Genomic DNA, 22,533 nt, shown 5'->3' on the forward strand with positions numbered 1-22,533 from the left:
AATTGGGGCCGACTCTGCTCCTGGCGACGATTGATAGCGAGGTGCCGGCATGACGACTTCAAACAGGCTTGGCATTACCGAACTTGCTGAGACGCAGAACAATCGTTCCGTCACGGTCAATGAGGCGATTGCCAAACTCGAGGCTGGTGCGTTTTGTTTCCCGGCTGTCTCTATTGGCGATACGTCGCCGCCAGGATCGCCGGCAGAGGGTGACGCGTATTGCCTTGGCGCCGCGCCAACTGGCGCATGGTCTGGTCAAGCAACCAAAGTGGCTGTGTATTACAACGCTGCATGGCTCTTCCTTCCGGCGATCGAGGGCGCTCTCGCCTACGCCCAGGACGCCAACGCATATTATTTCTTCGATACATCGACATGGTCGTTGCTAGCGGGTGGTGGCGGTGCTGGTGACGTGGTCGGCCCCGGCAGCGCTGTCAACAGCAACATCGCCCTGTTCGACACCACGACCGGCAAGCTGCTCAAGGACAGCGGTGTCGCCATTTCGACTGACGGCACGCTGGCGTCCAATTCCGACGCGAAGATCACGACGGAGAAGGGCGTAAAGACCTATATCGACGGGCTAGCTCTCAACCTTGGCAAGCGTGGTCGGGTCAGGGTCGCGACCACCGCGACAATCACGATCTCGACCGCGCTCAACAACGGCGACTCGCTTGATGGCGTCACGCTCGCGACTGGCGACCTGGTGCTGGTGAAGAACCAGTCTGCAGCCGAACAGAACGGCATTTATGTCGTCGGCCCAAGTCCGGCCCGATCCTCAGAATTCGATACTTACAACGAGCATCCTGGGTCGCTGATGATCGTAGAGGAAGGCACCGTCAACGACAACACGCTCTGGGTTTGCGGGTCGAACGAAGGTGGCACGCTCAACACGACAGCGATCAATTTCACACAGCTTGTCGTCACAGCACCGACGACAATCGAGTTCTCTCTTTTCTTCGCCAGTACGTTCCTTGCCAACGAGGTTCTGGCACAGCACATCGTCAGTCGAGCGTTCAGTCTGCCGGCCGGGCTCACCGGATCGCATGGCGTAGCCATCGCCGCCGCGACCGCGAGCACGGTCTTGACCATCAAGAAGAACGGTAGCTCGGTCGGTACGGCGACATGGGCCGTCGCCGGGACCACGCCGACGCTCGCCATGGCATCGCTGACCAACTTCGCCATAGGGGACATCCTGACGATTGTGGCACCCGCCACGCCTGACGCCACCCTGGCGAACGTTTCACTTTCATTATTGGGGAGCCTCTGACATGACCGATACCGTATATTTTCAGGGCAATGAAATTCAGGACTTCGCCGTTACGGGCAATGCAGTTCACGTCACCACGAGCGGGCATTTCAATGCCTCCAACACACGCGGCTCTGTCTGCTTGGGCTCCACCACGGGAACGACCTCGGGAACGACCGAAACAAACGATGTGGGGGATGGGAACTTCTCCGCGACCGCGACTGACTTCTGGACTCATTCGTACGTCTATCTGGCCACCGTCTTCAGCACTACGAACCGTTTTTTGATGTGGCTGTCGGGCGGCACTCGTCTCTTGGGTCTTCGTCTATCCGCAGGGTCGGCTCCGGCTACGCTGGAGGTAGGCAAATATTCTGCTGGTGCTTGGAGCACTCTAGGGACCTGCACGGCTAACGTGCTGGCCCTAAGCACTCTCTACAAACTGGATGTTCACATAGTCATCGGCAACCCCGGCACCGTCGCCGTCTATCTGGATGGCGTGCCCATTTTCAACGACAGCACTCTGGACCTCTCGTGGGGTGGCATCACGAGCTTCGACGCGGTTCGTATCGCCCGCCCTGCGGTCACATCGGGGGCCGGGGTGCGCTTCTCTGAAGTTATCTGCGCCAGTTGGAATACTGTTGGCAGCAAGCTCGTAACGGGCGTTCCGGACGCCAACGGCAACTACACGGCTTGGACTGGCGCGGGCTACACGGCCTTGAACGAATTGACCCCGGCCGCAACTTACATGACCAGCGGCACGGCCAATCAGCGCATCTCCGTATCTCTAGGGAACTTCCCGGCGCTCGGGGCCAATGAACGCGTAGAGAGCGTCAAGGTCGTCGCCAATGCCTTGCGCGACGCCAGCGGCCCGCAGAAGCTCAATCTCTTCTACCGGGTCAACAGCACGGACACGGACGACAGCGATCAGTCGTTGACCCTCTCTGCCGCCAACTACTTCCATACGTGGACGGCATCGCCGGACACCGCGTCGTACTGGACCCCCACCGAACTGAATGCGTCCGAGCCGGGCGTCCGGTCGAGGACCTAATCCGCCATGGGTAACAGTCTCGACAAAGTTCACGTCACGTCGACCTACCGTGACACGACCGCCGCCAGTCAGATCAACAACGTCATGATGGAAAAGCTCCATGTGACAGCGGTCTATCGCAATACGTCGGCGGGCTTCATCAACGAGGTTCTGTTCGACAAGTTCTACGTGACGGCTGTCTATCGCTATGATGCCAGTTTCGGTGGGCGTCGGAGGCGATCAATCAATGTTTTCACCTAGCGACGGACGCCCGCCGCATTGCGCGTCACGATCTCGCCGCGTTGTCTTCGTCGCGCCAGCCGGCCATCAATCGTTCGTATGATCAAAAAGGAGCCGGCGCGACGAACGCCGGCTCCTTTGCCAGAAGAAGCTTCAACGACGAGCGGAAGTGAAATCGTGACGGCAGAAGCGACAAATCTTTGCGTCGGCCTTCACGTCATCCGCGCAGTCTGGACATTTTTTCACGATTGATGGGGGTATCGTTTTTACTCCGGAAGCGGGATCGTAGTAGGTCGACCTACCGGACGGCCTCGCTACAAGGGATGGCAAGCAGGCAAACAAGAATAATCCCAAAGATGCCGAGAATGGCGCCTATGAAAAACCAGCCGACTCCGCTCCGTCCTTTGGATGAGCCAAAATTGCTGCAGTCACGGCGGCGCAAATCAGCCAGACAATGAAGAATTCCATAATGGTATCCCCTCCCACGCCTTAGCATTGCGCAGGCGGGGCTCTCGCGCAATATGTATCAAATGGCTGAAGTCCGCGGCTTGATTTGACGCCGCGCAGTTTATGAACTCGCTAGGTCGCGGCGATAACACCGGCAAGATATTCCTTCGCGGTAGCCCGCAACCGATCGGCATGGTCGTAGATTTCGTCTAGAGAGTCGATCTTGACCTTATCTTCCTTCTCACCGTCAAAAAGCCCTAGGTATTTGACTGACCTATTAAACCAAAGCCGAGCAAGCGGCTTACGGTTGTTGTTGTCAACAAGGATGCCGCAATAGCTTTTCTGGTCGCGCATTACTACCCTTGCGGGTTTCAGCAAGTCGCGAACGATTGCGCGCACGACCATAAACCCCTCGCGTTCCTCTTCGGTCGTAACAACCTCTTCTTCGGGGTCAATTCCGTCTGCACCGATCTCCGATACTTCGGTCTCAGCCAACGCAGTAGAAAGACGAGACTGCACAGACTCCCGCACGACCTCCCGAAATGCGGCCTTTACCATAGGTGTGAACTGCTCTTTGACCTGCGCCGTAAATCGACCCTGGTAAAGTCCAACCGTGACCATTCGGACAAAGTCTTCGGGCGGGTTCTCCATCACGCCTCCAATTTCCTTCTTGATGGCAGACGTATACTTCAGGCGATGGGCAGACTGGAGAATTCCATCCACGTTGAAGTCGGCCTTTGCGAATTTCTTCAGTTCGGACGTCAACTGGCCCTGAAGGTCGGATAGGTCGAACGTGAGGAAAGGTCGATCATCAAGCTTGTTCGGCGCAACTAGATCGGTGTGGAAGTGGAAGGAGCGACCGTTTGTCAGAATTGCGAACTTGGCATTCGTGACCGAGAAATATCGATACAATTGAGCAAGATGCACCCGATCGAGAACGGTAGTGATTGGCTTGCACTCGACAAGAATTCTGATCTCGCCGTCAATCTTGATTGCGTAGTCTACTTTCTCACCTTTCTTTCCCACGGCATCGGCGCAGAACTCGGGGATGACTTCGTCCGGATTGAAAACGTCATAGTCTAAGGCGGCCAGAAAGGGCAGAACGATTGCGGTCTTTAGCGCTTCCTCGGTAAGCATTGCGCTTGAGTGCGTTTTGATACGCTCGGCAAGAACGCGAAGTTTTTCTTCGACACTCATAGTTCCCTCCCTGTATATCCCACCACAACGTGCGCGCGGGCGGGAGGGGAGTCAACCTCGCAACCGAACGCCTGGCCCGCCATCGATGCAACCAAACATGACACACTGGCGTTTTCTATTGCCGAGTGGCTTTTGGCGCCTCGCAAGAGGTTTACTGGACATAACGCACGGCAAGGGTCGCCGCCTTCGGGCGGCGGCTTTTATTCTGCCGCGCCCTTCGGCAGGAAGCCCTTGGCTTCCAAGTCGGCGACTATCAGGATCTCAACGTATGAGGATATCGTCCTGCGGTCGGACTTAGCCGCATTTTCCAACGCTGCCTTGACCTCATCGGACAGCCGAATTCCTATGCTTGTCGCTCGTACCATGCTGACTCCAAGGATGTTTAACAATGTTGAACTTAGTTATTGACGATTGCTGAACATCGTTTTACAACGTTCGTCATTGCAACGCAACGAGGAGAACGCCACATGCTTAATAATGCCACAGACCTGGCAACCGCCGAAGACTATGCAACTGCGCAGTTCGAGCCTGCTTCGATAGCGATCATGGGCGCCGCGCAGACGCTTGCCGGCGCCGAATTCCACATCGCGGCTAGCGCATTAGCGATGCTCACAAAGACGCGTGACCAATTGCGGGAATCGTTCACCCATGCTGACAGGGTCGAGCCGATGCTGGACCTTGTCGAGAGCGCCGGAACGTTGGCGACAGACCTGCATGAACTGGCTGACCTTCTCACATCAGCATCGGTGAGAATATTGGCGGCGGCATCGTATTCCGAAATAAACGGGACGCTGGCCGCCTGACAGACGCGCTATTTGAAGGGGGGGGAAATGACCACAGTAGCCGCGAACGATAACCAGCCATCAGCCGCCCCGCTGCGCCTTGCCGACGCTCTACCGCTGGCCTTTCCGTACGGCGGAATGACGGTCAGTGGGCTTCGACTAGAAGCGGGACGAGGGCGCCTGACAATCATGCGCATTGCCAACAAGGATTTCACCACACTGGCCGCCATCGAGGAGATGAAACAAAAATGTCTCGTGCCCGCAAACCTGCCAGGCTATGGCTCAGGCCGGGCGGCAAAGACCGAGAGGCCGTCTGGATCATCCTCGACGGCAAACAATATAGCACTGGCTGCGGTCAACATGATCGCGGACAGGCTGAGCAAGCGCTCGCCCAGCACATCGCCAAGCGCTTCTTAGAGAAGCCGGCCGAGAAACATAGGGCCGCTTCCGAAGTGTCGGTCGCAGAGGTGATTGCGCACTACCTCCTCGTGAAGGAAGACGGCGCGCGTCGGCCCAAGGAACTGGCAGCGCGTGCGCGTGCGCTGGTCGCCTTCTGGGGTGACAAGACCCTAGACGACATCACCACTGGCACCTGCGCCGCATACGCCAAGCAACGTTCGTCACAGACGATGGCCAGGCGTGAACTTGAGGATCTGCGCGCCGCGTGCCGCATGGCGATCGCAGACAAGGTGACGCGGCACGCCGTGACGGTGACGCTACCTGCAAAGCCGAAAGGACGTATCCGCCATCTTGACCGCGGCCATATGGCAAAGCTCATCTGGTCTGCCTATCGCAAACGCGAGGTTCAGCGCAGCGTCCCAACGACCAAGAAGGCAACCCTGCATGTCGCCAGGTTTCTAATCACCTCGCTCTATACCGGCAGTCGATCGGCCAGGGTGTGGCAGGCTTCGTTTACACGCCAAGCAGGGCGGCCTTACGTAGACCTTGAGGCGGGAGTGTACTATCGCGCGGCGGAGGATGAGGACGTTGCCGTAAATAAGCAGGCGCCTCCTGTGCGCCTACCCGGGCGCCTTCTGGCCCACCTGCGCCGCTGGCACCGGCTCGGCGCCAAGTACGTGGTTGAATACCACGGGCGGCCTGCAGACCCTAAGCGCGCATTCCGCAACTTGGTGGACGACGTGCTAGGCGAAGAAGGCAAGGGCATCGTCCGCCACACAATGAGACACACCGCGGCCACTTGGCTAATGCAAGGCGGCGTCGATATGTGGCAGGCAGCCGGATATCTCGGCATGACAAAAGAAACGTTAGAAAAGACCTACGGCCACCACCATCCGGACCATCAAGGAGAGGTCGGCGATGCATTCACAAGCGGCAGGGCCGGGCGGGTTAGGCAGTGATTTTCAATCATTGCCGCATTCGTTGCCGTGGATTTTCGGGAAGGCAACTAACACTTTGTTTTTTCTGGTCGGAGTGGCAGGATTTGAACCTGCGACCCCCTCGTCCCGAACGAGGTGCGCTACCAGGCTGCGCTACACTCCGTGACCAGACCGCGGGCTTATAGCCGCCACACTTCGTTCCTGCAAGCGGCAATGGCAGCGCTTCTGTCGCATTTCGTCCGCTTTCATCGGGCATTTCCGCCAAGCCCGGATTTCGGTCCGGGATAAACGTGGCTTAAAGCCTTGTGTGTTAAGCAGCAGCCCTCGATAGATCGTATTTTCTGCCGCCTGGAGTTCTGCTGTCTTGCCCCCAAAAATCGTTGGCGACGCCCGGCCCAACAGTTTCGAGTTCGAAACCGAAGCGCTGATCAAGGCGTCCGGCTTTCGCGAATATGATGCGCGCTGGTGGTTCGGCCATCCCGGCTCCGCGCAACTACCGGAGCTCAATCTGATCGGCGTCCAGGCGCTCGGCATGGGGCTTGGCACGCTGATTCGCCGTCTCGGCGCCGGTCCAGATATCGTCACCGGACATGATTTCCGCTCCTATTCGCTGTCGATCAAGCTGGCGCTGGTGTCCGGCCTGATGGCCGCCGGCGCCCGCGTGCGGGACATCGGCCTGGCGTTGTCGCCGATGGCCTATTTCGCCCAGTTCGCCTTGGATACGCCCTCGGTCGCCATGGTGACCGCTTCGCACAACGAGAATGGCTGGACCGGCGTCAAGATGGGCGCGGCGCGGCCGCTGACCTTTGGCCCCGAAGAGATGAGTGCGCTGAAGGCGATCGTGCTGGCCGGCGATTTCGACCTCGCCGGCGGCGGCTCCTATGATTTCGTCCGCGATTTTCGCGCGACCTATCTCGACGATGTGACCCGCGACAAGCGCATCACGCGAAAGCTGAAAGTGGTCGCCGCGTGCGGCAACGGCACCGCTGGCGCCTTTGCCCCGCAAGCATTGGAACGCATCGGCTGTGAGGTCATCCCGCTCGATGTCGAACTCGACCACACTTTCCCACGCTACAATCCCAATCCTGAGGACATGCAGATGCTGCATGCCATCAGGGACAAGGTGCTGGTATCAGGTGCCGATGTCGGCCTTGGCTTCGACGGTGACGGCGACCGCTGCGGCGTCGTCGACAATGAAGGCAATGAGATTTTTGCCGACAAGGTCGGGGTGATGCTGGCGCGGGATATTTCCAGCCAGCATCCGGGCTCGACCTTCGTCGTCGACGTCAAGTCGACCGGCCTGTTCAACACCGACAGCGTGCTGCGCGCCAACGGCGCCGTCACCGACTACTGGAAGACCGGCCACTCCTACATCAAGCGCCGGGTCGCCGAACTCGGCGCCGTCGCCGGTTTCGAAAAGTCGGGCCATTTCTTCTTCAACCCGCCGATCGGCCGTGGTTACGACGATGGGCTGGTCACCGCCATCGCCATCTGCCAGATGCTGGATCGCAACCCCGGCAGTTCGATGGCCGATCTCTACCGCGCGCTGCCGCTGACCTTCGGCACACCGACCATGTCGCCGCACTGCGCGGACGATGTGAAGTATGGCGTGGTCGAGCGGGTGGTTGCCGACTTTCAGGCCATGAAGCGGGATGGAATGGTTTTCGCCGGCCAGAAGATCGCGGATCTCATCACCGTCAACGGCGTGCGTGTCGTAGCCGAGGACGGCACCTGGGGGCTGGTGCGCGCCTCGTCGAACAAGCCGGAGCTCGTGGTGGTCGTCGAAAGCCCGGTATCGTCGCAGCGTCGCCGGCAGATGTTCGACGCCGTCGACGCGGTGCTGCGCCGCAGCTCCGAAGTCGGCGCCTACAACCAGACCTTTTGAATGGTAATTGAATGACCGAGCGGATCGTCAGTTTTGTCATGAGCGGCGGCGTCGGCTCGCGGTTGTGGCCGCTGTCGCGCGAGGACAATCCCAAGCAGTTCCACGACCTGTCGGGCGATGGCTCGATGCTGGCCAAGACCTTGCGCCGACTGACGGCCCGGCCGCAAGGCGAAACGCCGATCTTCCTGATCGCCGCGGAGCGTCACGCCGACCGTGTCCATGCCGACCTTGCCGGCCTCGACCTCGCCGGCGGCGGTCCGCTGTTCGAGCCGATCGGCCGGAACACGGCCGCTGCCGTCGCGCTGGCGACGCTGCGCACGCTCTCCGAATTCGGCGACAGCCTGGTGCTGGTGGTGCCGTCGGATCACGAGATATCAACCGCAAGCCAGTTCTGGCAAAGCGTCGAAGCGGGTTCCGTGGCGGCACGCGAGGGCAGGCTGGTGGTGTTCGGCATCAAGCCGACACAGCCCGAGACCGGCTACGGCTATATCGAGGTCGCGGCCGAAAGCGGCGGCACCTTCGATGTCTCACGCTTTGTCGAAAAGCCCGATCTTGTGACTGCGCAGAGTTATCTCAAGGCCGGAACTTTCTACTGGAACACCGGCATCTTCCTGTTTCGCGCCGGCGCCATGCGCGACGCCTTTATGGCGCTCCAGCCGGACATCTGGCAGGCCACCGAAGCAGCCTACAAGGCGGCGACATCGGATCTGTCCGGCCTCTATATGCCGCTTGAGCTCTACGCCGCCATCCCGTCGAACTCGATCGACTACGCCATCATGGAGCGGGCAAGAGACATCGCCATGGTGCCGGCCGGCTTCCGCTGGAACGATCTCGGCTCGTGGCAGTCGCTGCTCGATGTTGGCCCTGCCGACGACAAGGGCAATGTCATCATCGGCGATGTCGTCGCCATCGATTGCGAGAACTCCTACATCCGCAGTGACGGCCGCCTGCTGTCGGCGATAGGCATGAAGGATGTCGCCATCGTCTCGACATCGGACGCCACCTTCGTCGCTCCGGTCAGCCATAGCCAGCACGTCAAGAAGATCGTCGAGCAGCTCGAAAAATCAGGCCGGCTGGAAACCCGGTTCACGCCGGCGCATGACCGCGTCATCGAAAGCGGCGCCTGGCGCCGGCGCGTGCATCACTGGCTGTTTCAGGAGACCTTGCCGCTGTGGTCGACATCAGGCGTCGACGAGCGCCATGGCGGTTTTCACGAAGCGCTCGGCCTTGACGCCTCGCCGCTGATGAAGCCCAAGCGCATGCGCACCATGGCAAGGCAGGTCTATGCCTTCGCCGTCGCCGGCGCGCGCGGTTGGGACGGTCCGGCCGACCGGCTGATCAGCCACGGCATCGCCTTCATGGCCGGGAAAGGTCGCACCGACAAGGGCGGCTGGGTTCGCACGCTGAATGTCGACGGTTCGGTCTATGACGCCACCGAGGATGCTTACGATCATTCCTGCGTGCTTTTGGCGCTGGCGCACGCGCATATGTCGGGCAATCCCGACGCCTTGCGGCTTGGCGAGGAAACCTTCGCCTTTCTCGACGCGCATCTCGAAGACAGCCGCATGACCGGCTTCCTCGAAACGTCGGACGGGGAGGGCGAGCGCCGCTCCAACCCGCACATGCATCTGCTCGAGGCATTTCTTGCCTGGTATCAGGCGACCGGCGAGCGCGCCCATCTGCGCCGCGCGGCGCGCATCATCGACCTCTTCCGCAGCCATTTCTTCGATCCGGAAAGCTGGACGCTTGGCGAGTATTTCGATGCCGAATGGAAACCTTCCGCCGGCGAGAAAGGCTCATGGACCGAGCCCGGCCACCATTTCGAATGGGCCTCATTGCTGGTCGATTTCGCCGGGCGCAGCGGCCAGGCCGAGCTGAGCGGCTTTGCCAGGAAACTCTACGCCTCGGCCATCGCCAATGGCCTCAACCGCGCCACCGGCCTTGCCTATGGCGCCGTCTCGCGGCAGGGCCTGCCGCTCGACCTGATATCACGCAGCTGGCCGCAGGCCGAAGCGATCAAGGCGGCGATTGCGTTGGACGGCTCAGGCGGGCCGGACCTGAAGCCTGAGATCGAGGCGCGCGTCGGCAGGCTGTTCCGCTGGCATATCGACCCCGCACCGCTCGGCCTGTGGATCGACCGCATCGACGAGCGCGGCCGTTCGCTGGCGACAGACGTCCCTGCCAGCATCTTCTATCATCTGGTCTGTGCGTTGACCCAGTATCTGGATGGGACGGCGGACCCGAAGGCGTAGGGCTGGATCAGTACGGGCTCGCCACGTCCCCGGTCTCGACATAGATCGACTTCAGCTGCGAATAGAGCGCCAGCGCCGCCAGCGAGTTCTCGCGGCCAATGCCTGACTGCTTGAAGCCGCCGAACGGGATTTCCACCGGCGTCAGATTGTAGGCATTGATCCAGCAGGTGCCGGCCAGCAACTCGGCGATGACCCGGTGGGCGCGCGGCAGGTCGCGCGTGAAGACGCCGGCAGCAAGGCCGAATTCGGTGTCGTTGGCGCGGTCGATCACCTCGTCCTCACCGTCGAATTTCAGCACGCTCATGACAGGCCCGAAAATCTCCTCGCGGGCGATGCGCATTGTGTCGGTGACGCCGGTGAACACCGTCGGCTCGACAAAGAATCCGCCCTGGAAACCCTGCAGCGAAGGCACGTTGCCACCGCAAGCAAGCGTCGCTCCGTCCTGCTTGCCGATCTCGATATAGCCGACCACCTTGTCGTGCTGCGCCTTGGAGACCAGCGGCCCCATCTGGGTTTCGGGGTCGAGCGGGTCGCCGATGCGGATTTTCTTGGTCCGCTCTATCAGACGGTCGACGAAGCGGTCGTGGATGCCGCTCTGCACAAAGACCCGCGTGCCGTTGGAGCAGATCTGCCCGGTCGAATAGAAATTGCCGAGCATGGCGCCGCCAATGGCGTTCTCGATGTCGGCATCGTCGAAGACGATCAACGGCGACTTGCCGCCGAGCTCCATCGTTGCGTGCTTCATTTTTGAGCCGGCGAGTGACAGCACCTTGCGGCCGGTCGGCACCGAGCCGGTCACCGAGACCTTGGCGACTACATCGTGTCCGACGAGCCCGGCGCCGACATCGCCATAGCCTTGCACCACGTTGAACAGCCCATCGGGCAGCCCGGCCTCGCTGTAGATCTCGGCCAGTGCCAACGCCGAAAGCGGCGTGTTCTCCGACGGCTTGAACACCATGGCGTTGCCCATGGCGAGCGCCGGCGCCGATTTCCAGCCGGCTATCTGGATGGGGTAGTTCCAGGCGCCGATGCCGACACAGACGCCGAGCGCTTCGCGTCTTGTATAGGCGAACGGCCCGCCGAGATCTATCGCCTCGCCATTGTAGGCGGCGACCGCGCCGCCGAAGTATTCGAGGCAATCCGCCGCCGAGAGGGCGTCCGCCACCAGCGTTTCCTGGATAGCCTTGCCCGTATCCAGCGTCTCGATGCGGGCGAGGTCGGCATTGCGGGCGCGCAATATGTCGGCGGCGCGGCGCAGGATGCGCCCGCGCTCGACCGGCTTCAGCCGCGCCCAGGCGGGCTGCGCTGCCCGCGCTGCTTCGACGGCGAGTTCCAGCACGTTCGGCGTCGCCGAACGCAGCATGGCGATGGTCTCACCGGTTGCCGGATAGATGACCGGCAGCGGCGCGCCGCCTTCGTCCTCGATGTAGCGTCCGTTGACATAGTGCGATGCCGTGGGCTGGGCGCGCATGGGAGGTCTCCAAATCGTCTTCGCTGCAGCGCCGCGCGTCCTCTTGGACGCGCAAAGGACGCTGCAGCACCCCAATTTTGCGCATGATCTTTCCGAAAATCGAATCCGATTTCGGGATCATGCGCCAGCGGAACGTTCGACGGATCATGCTCTATCTGTCTGATACCTGCCAGCGCGGATTGATCCATGGCTCCTGGTTGGACGGCGCCAGCGGCGTGCGGCCAAGGATGTGGTCGGATGCCTTCTCGCCGGTCATGATCGACGGCGCGTTGAGGTTGCCGTTGGTAACGCGCGGGAAGATCGAGGAATCGGCAACCCGCAGTCCCTCGATGCCGATGACCCGGCATTCCGGATCGACGACGCTCATCATGTCGTCGGCGCGGCCCATCTTGCAGGTGCCGCAAGGATGGTAGGCGCTCTCGGCATGATCCCGGATGAATATGTCGAGATCGTCGTCTGACTGCATGTGGCTGCCCGGCGATATTTCCTTGCCCCGATAGGGATCGAACGCCGACTGCCCGAAGATCTCGCGCGTCAGCCTGATGCAGTGGCGGAACTCCGTCCAGTCGTCTGGATGCGACATGTAGTTGAAGCGGATCACCGGCTTGGATTTCGGGTCCGGCGAACGCAGCGTCACCGAACCGCGTGACTTCGAGCGCATTGGCCCGACATGCGCCTGGAAGCCGTGCGACTTCGCAGCCGCCTTGCCGTCATAGCGGACTGCCGCGGGGATGAAGTGGTACTGAATATCGGGGTAGTCGACGCCGGCGCGCGAGCGCACGAAGGCCGCCGCTTCGAAATGGTTGGTGGCGCCAAGCCCGGTCTTGAGGAACAGCCACTGCGCCCCGATGAGTGCTTTCGAGAACGGGTTCAGCACCGAATTGAGCGTGATCGGCAGCAATGATTCCTGCTGGATGTAGAGCTCCATATGGTCTTGCAAATTGCGGCCGACACCGGGTCGGTCGACCACCACCGGAATGCCGTTTTCGCGCAAATGCTCGGCCGGGCCGATGCCGGACAGCATCAGTATCTTGGGCGAATTGATCGACGATGCGGCGACGATCACCTCACGTCGCGCCTTAACGACCTGAATCTGTTTGTGAGCTTCGATCTCGACGCCGATGGCGCGTTGATTCTCGATGATCACCCGCCGCGCAAAGCCCTTGACCAGACTCACATTTTTGCGCCCGAGTGCCGGCTTGAGGTAGGCTGATGCCGCCGACCAGCGGCGGCCGCCGCTGATGGTCTGCTCCATCGGCCCAAAACCTTCCTGCTTGGAACCGTTATAGTCGTCGGTCAGCTCGAACCCGGCCTGGCGGCCAGCCTCGACGAAGGCGCCGTAGAGCGGATTGCGGCGCGAGCCGCGCTGTACATGCAGCGGACCACCGTGACCGCGCCATCCATCCTCGCCACCGTCCGAGTCTTCCATACGTTTGAAATAGGGAAGCACGTCAGCGAAGCCCCAACCGGCCGCACCCTCTTCGGCCCAATGGTCGAAGTCGCGGGCGTGGCCGCGCACATAGACCATGCCGTTGATCGAGGACGAGCCACCGATAACCTTGCCGCGCGGTGTCGCCAGCACGCGGCCGCCGAGATGCGGTTCCGGCTCGCTGGCAAAACCCCAGTCGTAGAGGCTCATGTTGAGTGGGATCGACAGCGCCGACGGCATCTGGATCAGCGGCCCGATGTCGCTGCCGCCGAATTCAATGACGATGACCGAATGCTTGCCGTCTTCCGACAGGCGATAGGCCATGGCCGAGCCGGCCGAGCCGGAGCCGATGATGACGAAATCTGCTTCAAGCATGGTTCATATGCGCCCATCGTTCATATGCGTGATGAAATCGGCGAGCGAAACGTTGCCGCCAGTTGCCACCACAAGGACTGTCTTGCCTTGCACGTCCACCTTGCCGCCAAGCAGTGCCGCGAGCGAGGCAGCACCAGACGGCTCCAGCACCAGCTTCATCCGTTCGAAAGCGATCCGCATGGCGCGCCGCACCGATTGATCGTCGACGGTGATGCCGCGAACGCCGGCGGTCTTGACCGCGGCGAACGGCGCGTCGCCCGGCCGTCGCGACATCAGTCCGTCGCAGATCGACTTCGGGCCGATCGGCATCGTCTCGATGCTGCCATGCGCGAGTGAGGAGCCCATGCCATTGAAACCTTCCGGCTCGACGCCGATGATTTCAGTGGCCGGCGACAGATAGTGGAAGGCGAGCGAAACGCCGCCGATCAGCCCACCGCCACCGACCGAACAGAACAAAAGGTCAGCGCTGGCGTCCTTGGCGGCAAGCTGGTCGAGCGCTTCGAGGCCGGCGCCCGCCTGGCCGGCGACGATCTCCGGATCGTCGAACGGATGCAGCAGCGCCAGCCCCTCTGTCTCGGCGATCTCGCGTGCCATGGCGGCCGCGACTTCTTCCCGCGCGCGCTCGCCATGGTCGGTCAGCACGACGCGAGCGCCATAGCCCGCCGTGGCGTCACGCTTGGCGGCCGGTGCGTCGATCGGCATGACGATGGTGACAGGAATGCCGAGCGCCTGGCCGGCGGCCGCCAGCCCTTGCGCGAAATTGCCGGAGGAGTAGGCGACGACGCCTTTCCTGGCCTCGTCAGCCGAAAGCTGCTTCAGGCGCCAATAGGCGCCGCGCACCTTGAACGAGCCTGCCCATTGCAGCGATTCCGGCTTGATGAAGACGCGGGCCGCACCCGTCTCGCGGGCCAGTGCGGTCGATTCCAGCAGCGGCGTGATCTGTGTCGCCCTGGATGTGACTGCATAGGCCCGCTTGAGATGGTCGAGGGAGGGGACTAGAAGGTCTGACATCATTCGCCTCGCGGATACCGCTTGCTCTCTTCCAGATTGTCGAGGTTCATGTGATTGCGCATGTAACGCTCGGACGCTTTTTGCAGGGGCTGGAAATCCCAGGGGTAATAAGAGCCGTTGCGTAGCGCCGGATAGACGACCCAGCGGCGCGCCTGGCTTTCGCGCACGGCGGCGTCGAAGCGGGCCATGTCCCAGCGCGCCTGGACCTTGTCCATGAAGGCCGCCACCAAGACAGCATTGGCCGGGTCGTCGGCCAAATTGTTTCGCTCGAGCGGATCGGCTTCGAGATCGAACAGTTGCGGCGGGTCGAGCTCGCAATGGACGAATTTGTATTTGCCGTCGCGGATTGCAACGAGTGGCGCGCAGGAGCCCTCCGCTGCATACTCCATCAACACAGGCGCGGTGCGCTCAATGCCCGCGGTGAGCGGCAGCAGCGACTGGCCGTCCGTCCACGGTGCGATCGCAGCGATGTCGATGCTGGCGAGGTCGCAAAGCGTCGGTGCCACGTCGAGATTGGAGACCGGCGTCTTGATCAGCCCGGCGCGAACGCCTTTGCCGGCAATCATCAACGGCACCCGCGCCGAACCCTCGAAGAAGCTCATCTTGAACCACAGGCCGCGCTCGCCGAGCATGTCGCCGTGGTCCGAGCAGAACAGGATTATGGTGTCGTCGGCCATGCGAGTGCGCTCGAGAACGCCCAGAAGCTCGCCGAGCTTGTCGTCGACATAGGAGATGTTGGCGAAATAGCCGCGCCGCGAACGACGCACCTGCTCTGGCGTGATCTCGAAAGAGGGATAGTCGCTGGCGTGGTAAAGCCGCCGGGAATGCGTATCCTGCTCGTCATGCGCGATGAACCCGGTTTCCGGGTCCAGCGCCTGGCAATGCTCATAGAGATCCCAATACTGCTTGCGCGCGACATAGGGATCGTGCGGGTGCGACAGCGAAACGGTGAGGCACCACGGCCTATGGTTCGCATCGTCCTGTTCGCGCGAAAGCTGATAGAGCTTCTGCGTTGCGAGGAACACGACCTCGTCGTCATACTCCATCTGGTTGGTGATCTCGGCGACGCCGGCGCCGGTTACCGAGCCCAGATTGTGATACCACCAGTCGATACGCTCGCCGGGCTTGCGGTAGTCCGGCGTCCAGCCGAAATCGGCCGGGTAGATGTCGGTCGTCAGCCGTTCCTCGAAACCGTGCAGCTGATCCGGCCCGACGAAATGCATCTTGCCCGACAGGCAGGTGTAATAGCCGGCGGCGCGCAAATGATGGGCGAAGGTCGGGATCGATGAGGCGAACTCGGCGGCGTTGTCATAGACGCCGGTGCGCGACGGCAATTGCCCGCTCATGAACGAGGCGCGGCCCGGCGCGCAGAGCGGCGAGGCGGTGTAGTTGTTGGCAAAGCGCGCCGATCGTGCGGCCAACGCTTTCAGATGTGGTACGTGCAGAAACTCCGCCGGACCGTCCGGAAACAAGGTGCCGTTGAGCTGGTCGACCATGACGATCAGGAAGTTGGGTTGCTTCATTGTCACTGTTTGCACCGCTCACCGAGTTTGGTTCCGAGATAGTCCTCGACCAGCGCGATCGCGGTCGCGGCGTCGGGCACGCCGTCCTTCAGCGCCCGCCTGATATAGAGCCCATCGATCATCGCCGCTGTCGCTTCGGCGGCGCGGTCGGCTTCGGCTCTGGGCAAGATGCCGGTCAGCCCGCTCATCAGGTTCGAATGCAGTCGCCGCGCATAGACCCTGAGCAGTCGGCGCAAGGCCGACGATTTCTGCGCTTCGACATAGAAGGCGAGCCAGGCGGCGATGGTTTCAGGCTGGAACTGGATGTCGGAAAAGTTGACGGCAACCACGGCCGAAACGCGTTCGCGCGGGGTGGCAGCGGATTGAAGGGCGCGCCGCATGTCGATGGTCAGTTCGGCCAGGATATGCCGCATCGTCGCCAGCATCAGCTCATCCTTGACGCCGAAATAGTGATGGGCAAGGGCTGACGACACGCCGGCGCGCCCAGCGATCTCGGACATGGTGACGTCGAGCGAACCGCGCTCGCCGATCGCCGAGATCGTCGCGTCGATGAGCGCCTTGCGGCGCAGCGGTTCCATCCCGATTTTCGGCATCTCGCTAGGTCCTTTGAAGCAGGATTATTTTTTATTGACGGGTCAATCAACAAAAAAATCGGCACTGGCTTCGTCTGCACCAAGCGATTGTCTGCTTCCAGCCCTTCACGAAGCGGACAGGATTGTTTACATTTGAACAATAAATGCGAGGTGCGCCATGAGCCCACATGCTAGGCTGGCGCCAAGGATGGAGACCGCCATGACCGCATGCATCGTTGGCTGGGCGCATTCGCGCTTCGGCAAGCTTGAGGGCGAAACGCTCGAAAACCTGATCGTCAAAGTGGCAACGGACGCGCTCGACCATGCTGGCATCGGTCCCGACGAGGTCGATGAGATCGTGCTCGGCCACTTCAACGCCGGCTTTTCGGCGCAGGATTTCACCGCCAGTCTGGTGCTTCAGGCCGACGACCGGCTGCGCTTCAAGCCGGCGACGCGCGTCGAAAACGCTTGCGCCACCGGATCGGCGGCGGTCCGGCAAGGCATCCGTGCCATCGACGCCAATGCCGCCCGCATCGTGCTGGTGGTCGGCGCCGAGCAGATGACGACGACGCCGGGGCCGGAGATCGGCAAGAACCTGCTCAAGGCGTCCTATCTGCCCGAGGATGGCGATACGCCTGCGGGTTTCGCCGGCGTCTTCGGCAAGATCGCGCAGGCCTATTTCCAGCGCTATGGCGACCAGTCGGACGCGCTGGCGATGATCGCCGCCAAAAACCACAAGAACGGCGTCGACAACCCCTATGCGCAGATGCGCAAGGATTTCGGCTATGAGTTCTGCCGCCAGGAGAGCGAGAAGAACCCGTTCGTTGCCGGTCCCCTGAAGCGCACCGACTGCTCGCTGGTCTCCGACGGTGCCGCTGCCCTCATTCTTGCCGATACCGCGACGGCACTGAGGATGCGCCGTGCCGTGGCCTTCCGCGCTAACGAGCACGTGCAGGATTTCCTGCCAATGTCGAAGCGTGACATCCTGACCTTCGAAGGTTGCGAGCAGGCCTGGACCCGGGCGCTGAAAAACGCCGGCGTGACGCTCGACGATCTCTCCTTCGTCGAAACACATGACTGCTTCACCATTGCCGAACTGATCGAGTATGAGGCGATGGGCTTGGCCAAGCCGGGCGAGGGAGCAAAGCTGGCGCTGGATGGCACGACGGCCAAGGATGGCCGCCTGCCGGTCAATCCGTCCGGTGGGTTGAAGGCCAAGGGCCATCCGATCGGCGCCACTGGCGTCTCCATGCATGTCCTGACCGCCATGCAGCTTGTCGGCGAGGCCGGCGGCATTCAGGTGCCCGGTGCAAAACTCGGCGGCATCTTCAATATGGGCGGTGCGGCGGTCGCCAACTACGTTTCCATATTGGACCGGATCAGGTAGAAGCAGCCCGTATTTTTACGGGGTAGCCATGACAAATCCGGTTCTGATCGAAGTCTTGCGCGGCGCGATCGTCGAGAGCGCCCACCGCGGTGCGGTTGCGGTCTTCGATGCCGACGGCAAGCCGGTCTGGGAGATCGGGGACACGTCGAAGCCGGTGTTCCCCCGCTCGGCGGTCAAGGCGATCCAGGCGTTGCCGCTGGTCGAAAGCGGCGCGGCCGATGCCTATGGCTTCGGCAGCCGCGAGTTGGCACTAGCCTGTGCGTCCCATTCGGGCGAGCCGGCGCATGTCGAACTGGCGCGCGCCATGCTGGCCAAGGCCGGGCTGGACGGATCGGCACTCGAATGCGGCACGCATTGGCCGTCCAGTCATAATGCCGAGATTGCGCTCGCCCGCGCCGGCGGTTTGCCGAATGCATTGCACAACAATTGCTCCGGCAAGCATTCCGGCTTCCTCTGCACCTGCGTCCACGCCGGCATTGCGCATCGCGGCTATGTCAAGCCGGGGCATAGCCTGCAGGAGATGGTGCGCGACGCCATGCAGTCGGTGACCGGCGCCGCCCATGGCGCGGACGAGCGGGCCATCGATGGCTGCTCGATCCCGACCTATGCGGTGCCGCTCAGGAGCTTCGCGCTCGGCTTTGCCCGCATGGCCACGACAAACGGTTTTGGCCCCGAGCGAGCCAAGGCCGCAAGGCGGTTGCTGGCCGCCTGCATGGCCGAGCCCTTCTTCGTGGCCGGCACCGGTCGCGAAGACGTCGCGCTGATGGAGGCCGTACCAGGGCGGATCTTTACGAAAGGCGGCGCCGAAGGCGTCCATTGTGCCGCAATTCCGGAACTTGGTCTCGGCATTGCGCTCAAATGCGATGATGGCGCCGGCCGCGCCGGCGAAGCTATGGTTGCCGCCGTCCTTGCCAAACTGTTCCGCGCCGACGAGGCCTTGGCGTCAAAGCTGAGCGAACTGGCAAACGCGCCGATAGAAAGCCGGAACGGTGCCAAGGTCGGGGCGCTGAGGCCCACCGCAGCCCTCAACTGACGTGATTGCGCTCGACGGTCAGATGCGGATAACCGGTATCGTTTGACGAGGCGAGATCGCCCGTTGCCGGCTCGGCCCAGCGCTGGCCGACAACCGCACCGTTGAGCGCGCCATCGATGACATTGTCTGAAATGACCGCCGTGCCGGCACCCTCGACCACGGACACGACGATGCCGGTTCCGGCCTTGCGGATGATGTTGCCCGTAGCGACGACATTGCGCAGGTAGGGACCCCAGCCGATCTGCATGCCGTAGAGCGGTGCGTTCTCGATGACGTTGTTGGAAACGGTGGTGTCGGCTTCGACACCGATGCCGACGCCAAACCCTGGCGGGTCGGCGGGGTAGGGGCCGCTGGTCGACAGATTGCGCACGATGTTGCCCGAGCAGACACCCATGCGGCCGCCTTCGTTGAAGTTGACGATCGAGATGCCGTTGGCGGCGCCGTCGACGATGTTGTTGCTGATGATGGCGCCTTCGAACGAGAATTCGGAATAGACCGCCGTTTCGCCGGAGCGCGAGCAGGTGTTGCCCGATATCTGCAGGTTGCTGGCGCTGTTGGCGCGGATCGCCGAAAAGGCGCAGTCCGAGACGATATTGCCCGAAATAACAACATTGCCGGCGCGAAAGGCGTTGATGCCATTGCCGTTCTGTCCCGTCCCGCCACTGCGCGCCTGGATGCGTTCGACGCGGTTGCCGGTGACCATGGTGCCGTCTTCCGCCGCCTGCCAGCGGTGCACGAGGATGCCGCCATTGGCACAATCGGAGACGGTGTTGCCTGATATCGCCAGTCCGCCGGCCTCGACCGAATAGATGCCGGCATCGGCAGCCCCCGATATCTCCGAGCGCTCGACCCGGCCCGTCGCGTGTTCCAGCGCCAGTCCGTTCTTGCCGCTGCCGGTGATCTGGCAATTGTCGACGACCAGATGCGCGACCCGGCGCAGATCGAGCAGCCCTTGCGCATAATCGCCCATCGAGCGGTTTGCACCGTCGAAGACCAGCCCGCTGAGTTCGATATGGCCGGCCTGTTCGGCCATGAACAGATGACCGTCGCCGCCATAGACGATCCGCGTTGCGCCCGGCACTCCGGAAAGACGCACGCGGCCGGGCAGCGAGAGGTTGGACACCACATAGGTGCCGGGCGGCAGGAAAACTGGCATGTCGCGGTCGTTGGCGTCGCGCAGCAGCTTGGCGAAGGCCTTGCTCTGATCGTCGAAGGTGCCGGGCTGCACGCCGAGTTCGGTGGCATTGATCGAGCCGCGCATCGAGGCTTTCTCGATGTCGGTCAGGCTCGCGGCCGCCGCCTTGCCAAGCGCAAGGCCCATGACGGCAAAGCCGGCGGTTCCGGTCAGCAGCGTTCGTCTGTTCAACATCGGCACAGGATCCCAGTGTTCAACCCTGATAGCGCAGGATTCGTGCCAGACGGTTTGCCTCTCCCGTCGAGGGCAACGACAATGGCTTGTCGAGCAGCCTTTCCGCGCCTAAGTTCAGGGAATGAGCAGAGCTTTCACTCGCGAGGAAGACAGCGAAAATGCCATCGCCGGCATCGGCGAGCGGCCGATCAGTCAGCACCGCAATCTGGTGACGGAGCATGGCCTGGCACAGATCGAGGAGAATCTGGCTGAGCTGCGCGACATATTGGCGAAAGCCGAAAGGAAGGCGGACCGCGAGCGCATCGCGGTGGTGTCACGCGATCTGCGCTACTGGACCGCCCGGCGCGAAAGCGCCGAGCTCTCCGTGCCGGAGCCGGGCAGCGACCTGGTGCGCTTCGGCATGGGCGCCACGCTTGAGGGCGATGACGGCAGGAAGGTGCATTGGAAGATTGTCGGCGAGGATGAAGCTGACCCGGCCAAGGGCACCATTTCCCATGTCTCCCCGATGGCGCTTGCTCTGTTCGGCAAGAAGGTCGGCGACGTGGCCAGCGTCAACGGCAATGAATGGGAAATCGTCAAGCTCTCGGATAGCTAGCGCGTTTCATCTCAGGTGCGCCGATCGGCTCCGATCATTCGGCCAGCTTCTGAAGTCCAGCCTTGTATTTGTCCATAACTTCACGGGCGGCCTTCATCTGTCGTTCGAAGCTGTCGGCCACCGGTCTTAAAATGATGCCGTCATCAGTTTCGACGATCTGGAGCTGATCGCCTACTTGCAGATTCAAATTATCGAGCACTTCCCGCGGCAAGATTAGGGCTTCTGATCCGTCGTCGAGCTTGTGAATGGTCGTCTTCACGGTTACTGCACCTTGGTTGCAGTGTCAGTCTAGCACAACCTTTTCAGGGATGCAGCAGCCCTAGAGCGGGATGGGATTTGTAAGAGTCGTGGGATTCCCAAATCACCTTTGTTCTGATTCAACCTTCATACTGGAGGAGGCCAGTATGGATGGCAGGATATTCGATGGACCTTCGCGAGCGGGTTGTCGCCGCGGTTAAGACGGAAGGGCTCTCGCGGCGCGCCGCGGCGGCTCGATTTGGCGTCAGCTATAGCGCGGCCATTGCGTGGCTTAAGCGTGTTGAAGAGACTGGCAGTGCCGCGCCTCGCCAGGTGGGCGGCTACAAACCGAAGAAACTCTCGGGAGCGTGGCGCGACTGGCTGATCGAGCGCTGTCACGACGGGGACTTCACCTTGCGCGGCCTTGTGGCCGAGCTTGGTGAGCGTGGTCTGAAGGTCGACTACCGTTCGGTATGGGAGTTCGTGCATGCCGAGAAGCTCACTCACAAAAAAAGACGCTGATCGCCGCCGAACAGGATCGTCCCGATGTCGCGCGACGGCGGCTGCAGTGGACGAAGTATCGGGGCCGGATCGATCCCACGCGACTGGTCTTCATTGACGAGACCTGGACCAAGACCAACATGTCGCCGCTCAGGGGCTGGGCGCCGGTGGGCCAGCGCATCAAGGCCAAAGTGCCGCACGGCCACTGGAAGACCATGACCTTCCTGGCCGCGCTGCGCCACGATCGCGTCGATGCGCCTTGGCTGATCGATGGGCCGATCAACGGCGAGAGGTTCCTCCTCTATGTCGAGAAGGTTCTCGCGCCGACCCTCCAGCCGGGGGATATAGTCATCATGGACAATCTCGGCTCGCACAAAGGCAAGGCGGTGCGCCGCGCCATACGCGCCGCCGGCGCAAGGCTCTTCTTCCTGCCGAAATACTCGCCCGACCTCAATCCGATCGAGCAGCTCTTTTCAAAGCTCAAGCACTGGCTGAGAAAGGCCGCAAGCCGAACCGTCGAAGCCGTCTGCGACGCGATCGGCCAAACCCTCAATCGCGTCACACCGGCAGAGTGCTCACACTACTTCGAAAACTCCGGCTATGACCGAAACTAATCTCAT

General features: G+C 61.8%; 20 protein-coding genes and 1 tRNA gene. 11 read left to right on the forward strand and 10 right to left on the reverse strand.

All coding sequences use genetic code 11. The features are described 5' to 3' along the window. The first annotated feature begins 49 nt into the window (after positions 1-49). From ACFOJ9_RS10205 to ACFOJ9_RS10215, 3 genes are read left to right on the forward strand one after another with little or no spacing between them, the layout of a single operon-like run. Positions 50-1,264 (forward strand): DUF2793 domain-containing protein, encoded by a 1,215-nt coding sequence (locus ACFOJ9_RS10205; RefSeq protein ID WP_378978761.1) that lies wholly within the window; start codon positions 50-52, stop codon positions 1,262-1,264. A gap of 1 nt (position 1,265) precedes the next feature. Continuing rightward, positions 1,266-2,291, forward strand: coding sequence for a hypothetical protein (locus ACFOJ9_RS10210; protein WP_378978762.1), 1,026 nt, complete (start codon positions 1,266-1,268; stop codon positions 2,289-2,291). 6 nt (positions 2,292-2,297) lie between these two features. Then, a complete protein-coding gene (locus tag ACFOJ9_RS10215) occupies positions 2,298-2,531 on the forward strand; it encodes a hypothetical protein (RefSeq protein WP_378978763.1) in 234 nt (77 codons plus the stop codon). A 132-nt stretch (positions 2,532-2,663) separates the two neighbouring features. Here ACFOJ9_RS10215 and ACFOJ9_RS10220 read toward each other — a convergent pair whose 3' ends face one another. Together ACFOJ9_RS10220 and ACFOJ9_RS10225 are read right to left on the reverse strand one after the other, a co-directional pair. After that, positions 2,664-2,756 carry a zinc ribbon domain-containing protein gene (locus ACFOJ9_RS10220; protein ID WP_378978764.1) on the reverse strand — a complete coding sequence of 31 codons (93 nt, stop codon included), beginning with the start codon at positions 2,754-2,756 and terminating at the stop codon, positions 2,664-2,666. 333 nt (positions 2,757-3,089) lie between these two features. Continuing rightward, complete coding sequence (locus ACFOJ9_RS10225) at positions 3,090-4,154, reverse strand: type I restriction enzyme HsdR N-terminal domain-containing protein (protein WP_378978765.1); 1,065 nt, start codon at positions 4,152-4,154, stop codon at positions 3,090-3,092. 404 nt (positions 4,155-4,558) lie between these two features. On the opposite strand from ACFOJ9_RS10225, the gene ACFOJ9_RS10230 reads away from it, so the two are divergent. Together ACFOJ9_RS10230 and ACFOJ9_RS10235 are read left to right on the forward strand one after the other, a co-directional pair. Further along, the gene (locus tag ACFOJ9_RS10230) at positions 4,559-4,957 is read left to right on the forward strand and encodes a hypothetical protein (RefSeq protein WP_378978766.1); all 399 of its coding nucleotides are present in this window, start codon (positions 4,559-4,561) and stop codon (positions 4,955-4,957) included. Between the two features lie 227 nt (positions 4,958-5,184). Then, entirely contained in the window at positions 5,185-6,294 is a 1,110-nt protein-coding gene (locus ACFOJ9_RS10235; protein WP_378978767.1) for an integrase, read from the forward strand. Positions 6,295-6,359: 65 nt separating this feature from the next. Here ACFOJ9_RS10235 and ACFOJ9_RS10240 read toward each other — a convergent pair. Beyond that, positions 6,360-6,436, reverse strand: a tRNA-Pro gene (locus ACFOJ9_RS10240). A gap of 201 nt (positions 6,437-6,637) precedes the next feature. Between ACFOJ9_RS10240 and ACFOJ9_RS10245 the strand changes: the two genes are divergently transcribed. Both ACFOJ9_RS10245 and ACFOJ9_RS10250 read left to right on the forward strand, forming a co-directional pair. Beyond that, on the forward strand, positions 6,638-8,158 hold the full coding sequence (locus ACFOJ9_RS10245) for a phosphomannomutase/phosphoglucomutase (protein ID WP_378978768.1): 1,521 nt from the start codon (positions 6,638-6,640) through the stop codon (positions 8,156-8,158). A gap of 11 nt (positions 8,159-8,169) precedes the next feature. After that, positions 8,170-10,410: a mannose-1-phosphate guanylyltransferase/mannose-6-phosphate isomerase gene (locus ACFOJ9_RS10250; protein ID WP_378978769.1), complete on the forward strand. Its 2,241-nt coding sequence runs from the start codon at positions 8,170-8,172 to the stop codon at positions 10,408-10,410. Between the two features lie 7 nt (positions 10,411-10,417). Here the strand turns inward: ACFOJ9_RS10250 and betB are convergent, their stop codons facing one another. The 5 genes from betB to betI form a co-directional block, all read right to left on the reverse strand. Beyond that, positions 10,418-11,881 carry a betaine-aldehyde dehydrogenase gene (gene betB / locus ACFOJ9_RS10255; protein ID WP_378978770.1) on the reverse strand — a complete coding sequence of 488 codons (1,464 nt, stop codon included), beginning with the start codon at positions 11,879-11,881 and terminating at the stop codon, positions 10,418-10,420. Positions 11,882-12,032: 151 nt separating this feature from the next. Continuing rightward, entirely contained in the window at positions 12,033-13,685 is a 1,653-nt protein-coding gene (betA, locus tag ACFOJ9_RS10260; RefSeq protein ID WP_378978771.1) for a choline dehydrogenase, read from the reverse strand. Between the two features lie 3 nt (positions 13,686-13,688). Continuing rightward, a complete protein-coding gene (locus ACFOJ9_RS10265) occupies positions 13,689-14,696 on the reverse strand; it encodes a threonine/serine dehydratase (RefSeq protein WP_378978772.1) in 1,008 nt (335 codons plus the stop codon). Continuing rightward, positions 14,696-16,225, reverse strand: a complete 1,530-nt coding sequence (betC, locus tag ACFOJ9_RS10270) for a choline-sulfatase (RefSeq protein ID WP_378978773.1) — start codon at positions 16,223-16,225, stop codon at positions 14,696-14,698. Before betC ends, ACFOJ9_RS10265 begins: the two co-directional genes overlap by 1 nt. Beyond that, on the reverse strand, positions 16,222-16,812 hold the full coding sequence (gene betI / locus ACFOJ9_RS10275; protein WP_378978774.1) for a choline-binding transcriptional repressor BetI: 591 nt from the start codon (positions 16,810-16,812) through the stop codon (positions 16,222-16,224). The genes betC and betI overlap by 4 nt, the downstream gene beginning before the upstream one ends. 199 nt (positions 16,813-17,011) lie before the next feature. Between betI and ACFOJ9_RS10280 the strand changes: the two genes are divergently transcribed. Both ACFOJ9_RS10280 and ACFOJ9_RS10285 read left to right on the forward strand, forming a co-directional pair. Beyond that, positions 17,012-18,178, forward strand: a complete 1,167-nt coding sequence (locus tag ACFOJ9_RS10280) for an acetyl-CoA acetyltransferase (RefSeq protein ID WP_378978775.1) — start codon at positions 17,012-17,014, stop codon at positions 18,176-18,178. A gap of 28 nt (positions 18,179-18,206) precedes the next feature. Then, the gene (locus ACFOJ9_RS10285; RefSeq protein WP_378978776.1) at positions 18,207-19,211 is read left to right on the forward strand and encodes an asparaginase; all 1,005 of its coding nucleotides are present in this window, start codon (positions 18,207-18,209) and stop codon (positions 19,209-19,211) included. Here the strand turns inward: ACFOJ9_RS10285 and ACFOJ9_RS10290 are convergent. After that, the gene (locus ACFOJ9_RS10290; protein ID WP_378978777.1) at positions 19,204-20,580 is read right to left on the reverse strand and encodes a TIGR03808 family TAT-translocated repetitive protein; all 1,377 of its coding nucleotides are present in this window, start codon (positions 20,578-20,580) and stop codon (positions 19,204-19,206) included. The genes ACFOJ9_RS10285 and ACFOJ9_RS10290 overlap by 8 nt on opposite strands. A gap of 121 nt (positions 20,581-20,701) precedes the next feature. Here ACFOJ9_RS10290 and greA point away from each other — a divergent pair, with 121 nt between their 5' ends. Next, the gene (gene greA, locus ACFOJ9_RS10295) at positions 20,702-21,175 is read left to right on the forward strand and encodes a transcription elongation factor GreA (RefSeq protein WP_378978778.1); all 474 of its coding nucleotides are present in this window, start codon (positions 20,702-20,704) and stop codon (positions 21,173-21,175) included. Positions 21,176-21,209: 34 nt separating this feature from the next. On the opposite strand, the gene ACFOJ9_RS10300 is transcribed toward greA, so the two are convergent. Continuing rightward, a complete protein-coding gene (locus tag ACFOJ9_RS10300; protein WP_378978779.1) occupies positions 21,210-21,434 on the reverse strand; it encodes an AbrB/MazE/SpoVT family DNA-binding domain-containing protein in 225 nt (74 codons plus the stop codon). A gap of 149 nt (positions 21,435-21,583) precedes the next feature. Here ACFOJ9_RS10300 and ACFOJ9_RS10305 point away from each other — a divergent pair. Next, a protein-coding gene (locus ACFOJ9_RS10305; protein ID WP_378977816.1) for an IS630 family transposase occupies positions 21,584-22,527 on the forward strand; the annotation gives its coding sequence in 2 pieces (ribosomal slippage) (positions 21,584-21,916 and positions 21,919-22,527; 942 coding nt in all). Positions 22,528-22,533: the final 6 nt, after the last annotated feature.

It is taken from the genome of Mesorhizobium cantuariense, assembly GCF_042647205.1.
Classification (GTDB): domain Bacteria; phylum Pseudomonadota; class Alphaproteobacteria; order Rhizobiales; family Rhizobiaceae; genus Mesorhizobium; species Mesorhizobium cantuariense.

What these genes read in the sequence shown, in the direction of transcription:
- betI (WP_378978774.1), bottom strand. Translation starts at nt 16,812, where the DNA reads ATGCCGAAAATCGGGATGGAACCGCTGCGCCGCAAGGCGCTCATCGAC.
- ACFOJ9_RS10205 (WP_378978761.1), top strand. Translation starts at nt 50, where the DNA reads ATGACGACTTCAAACAGGCTTGGCATTACCGAACTTGCTGAGACGCAG.
- ACFOJ9_RS10280 (WP_378978775.1), top strand. Translation starts at nt 17,012, where the DNA reads ATGACCGCATGCATCGTTGGCTGGGCGCATTCGCGCTTCGGCAAGCTT.
- betB (WP_378978770.1), bottom strand. Translation starts at nt 11,881, where the DNA reads ATGCGCGCCCAGCCCACGGCATCGCACTATGTCAACGGACGCTACATC.
- greA (WP_378978778.1), top strand. Translation starts at nt 20,702, where the DNA reads ATGAGCAGAGCTTTCACTCGCGAGGAAGACAGCGAAAATGCCATCGCC.
- ACFOJ9_RS10210 (WP_378978762.1), top strand. Translation starts at nt 1,266, where the DNA reads ATGACCGATACCGTATATTTTCAGGGCAATGAAATTCAGGACTTCGCC.
- ACFOJ9_RS10215 (WP_378978763.1), top strand. Translation starts at nt 2,298, where the DNA reads ATGGGTAACAGTCTCGACAAAGTTCACGTCACGTCGACCTACCGTGAC.
- ACFOJ9_RS10290 (WP_378978777.1), bottom strand. Translation starts at nt 20,580, where the DNA reads ATGTTGAACAGACGAACGCTGCTGACCGGAACCGCCGGCTTTGCCGTC.
- ACFOJ9_RS10265 (WP_378978772.1), bottom strand. Translation starts at nt 14,696, where the DNA reads ATGTCAGACCTTCTAGTCCCCTCCCTCGACCATCTCAAGCGGGCCTAT.
- ACFOJ9_RS10285 (WP_378978776.1), top strand. Translation starts at nt 18,207, where the DNA reads ATGACAAATCCGGTTCTGATCGAAGTCTTGCGCGGCGCGATCGTCGAG.
- ACFOJ9_RS10225 (WP_378978765.1), bottom strand. Translation starts at nt 4,154, where the DNA reads ATGAGTGTCGAAGAAAAACTTCGCGTTCTTGCCGAGCGTATCAAAACG.
- ACFOJ9_RS10235 (WP_378978767.1), top strand. Translation starts at nt 5,185, where the DNA reads ATGTCTCGTGCCCGCAAACCTGCCAGGCTATGGCTCAGGCCGGGCGGC.
- ACFOJ9_RS10250 (WP_378978769.1), top strand. Translation starts at nt 8,170, where the DNA reads ATGACCGAGCGGATCGTCAGTTTTGTCATGAGCGGCGGCGTCGGCTCG.
- betA (WP_378978771.1), bottom strand. Translation starts at nt 13,685, where the DNA reads ATGCTTGAAGCAGATTTCGTCATCATCGGCTCCGGCTCGGCCGGCTCG.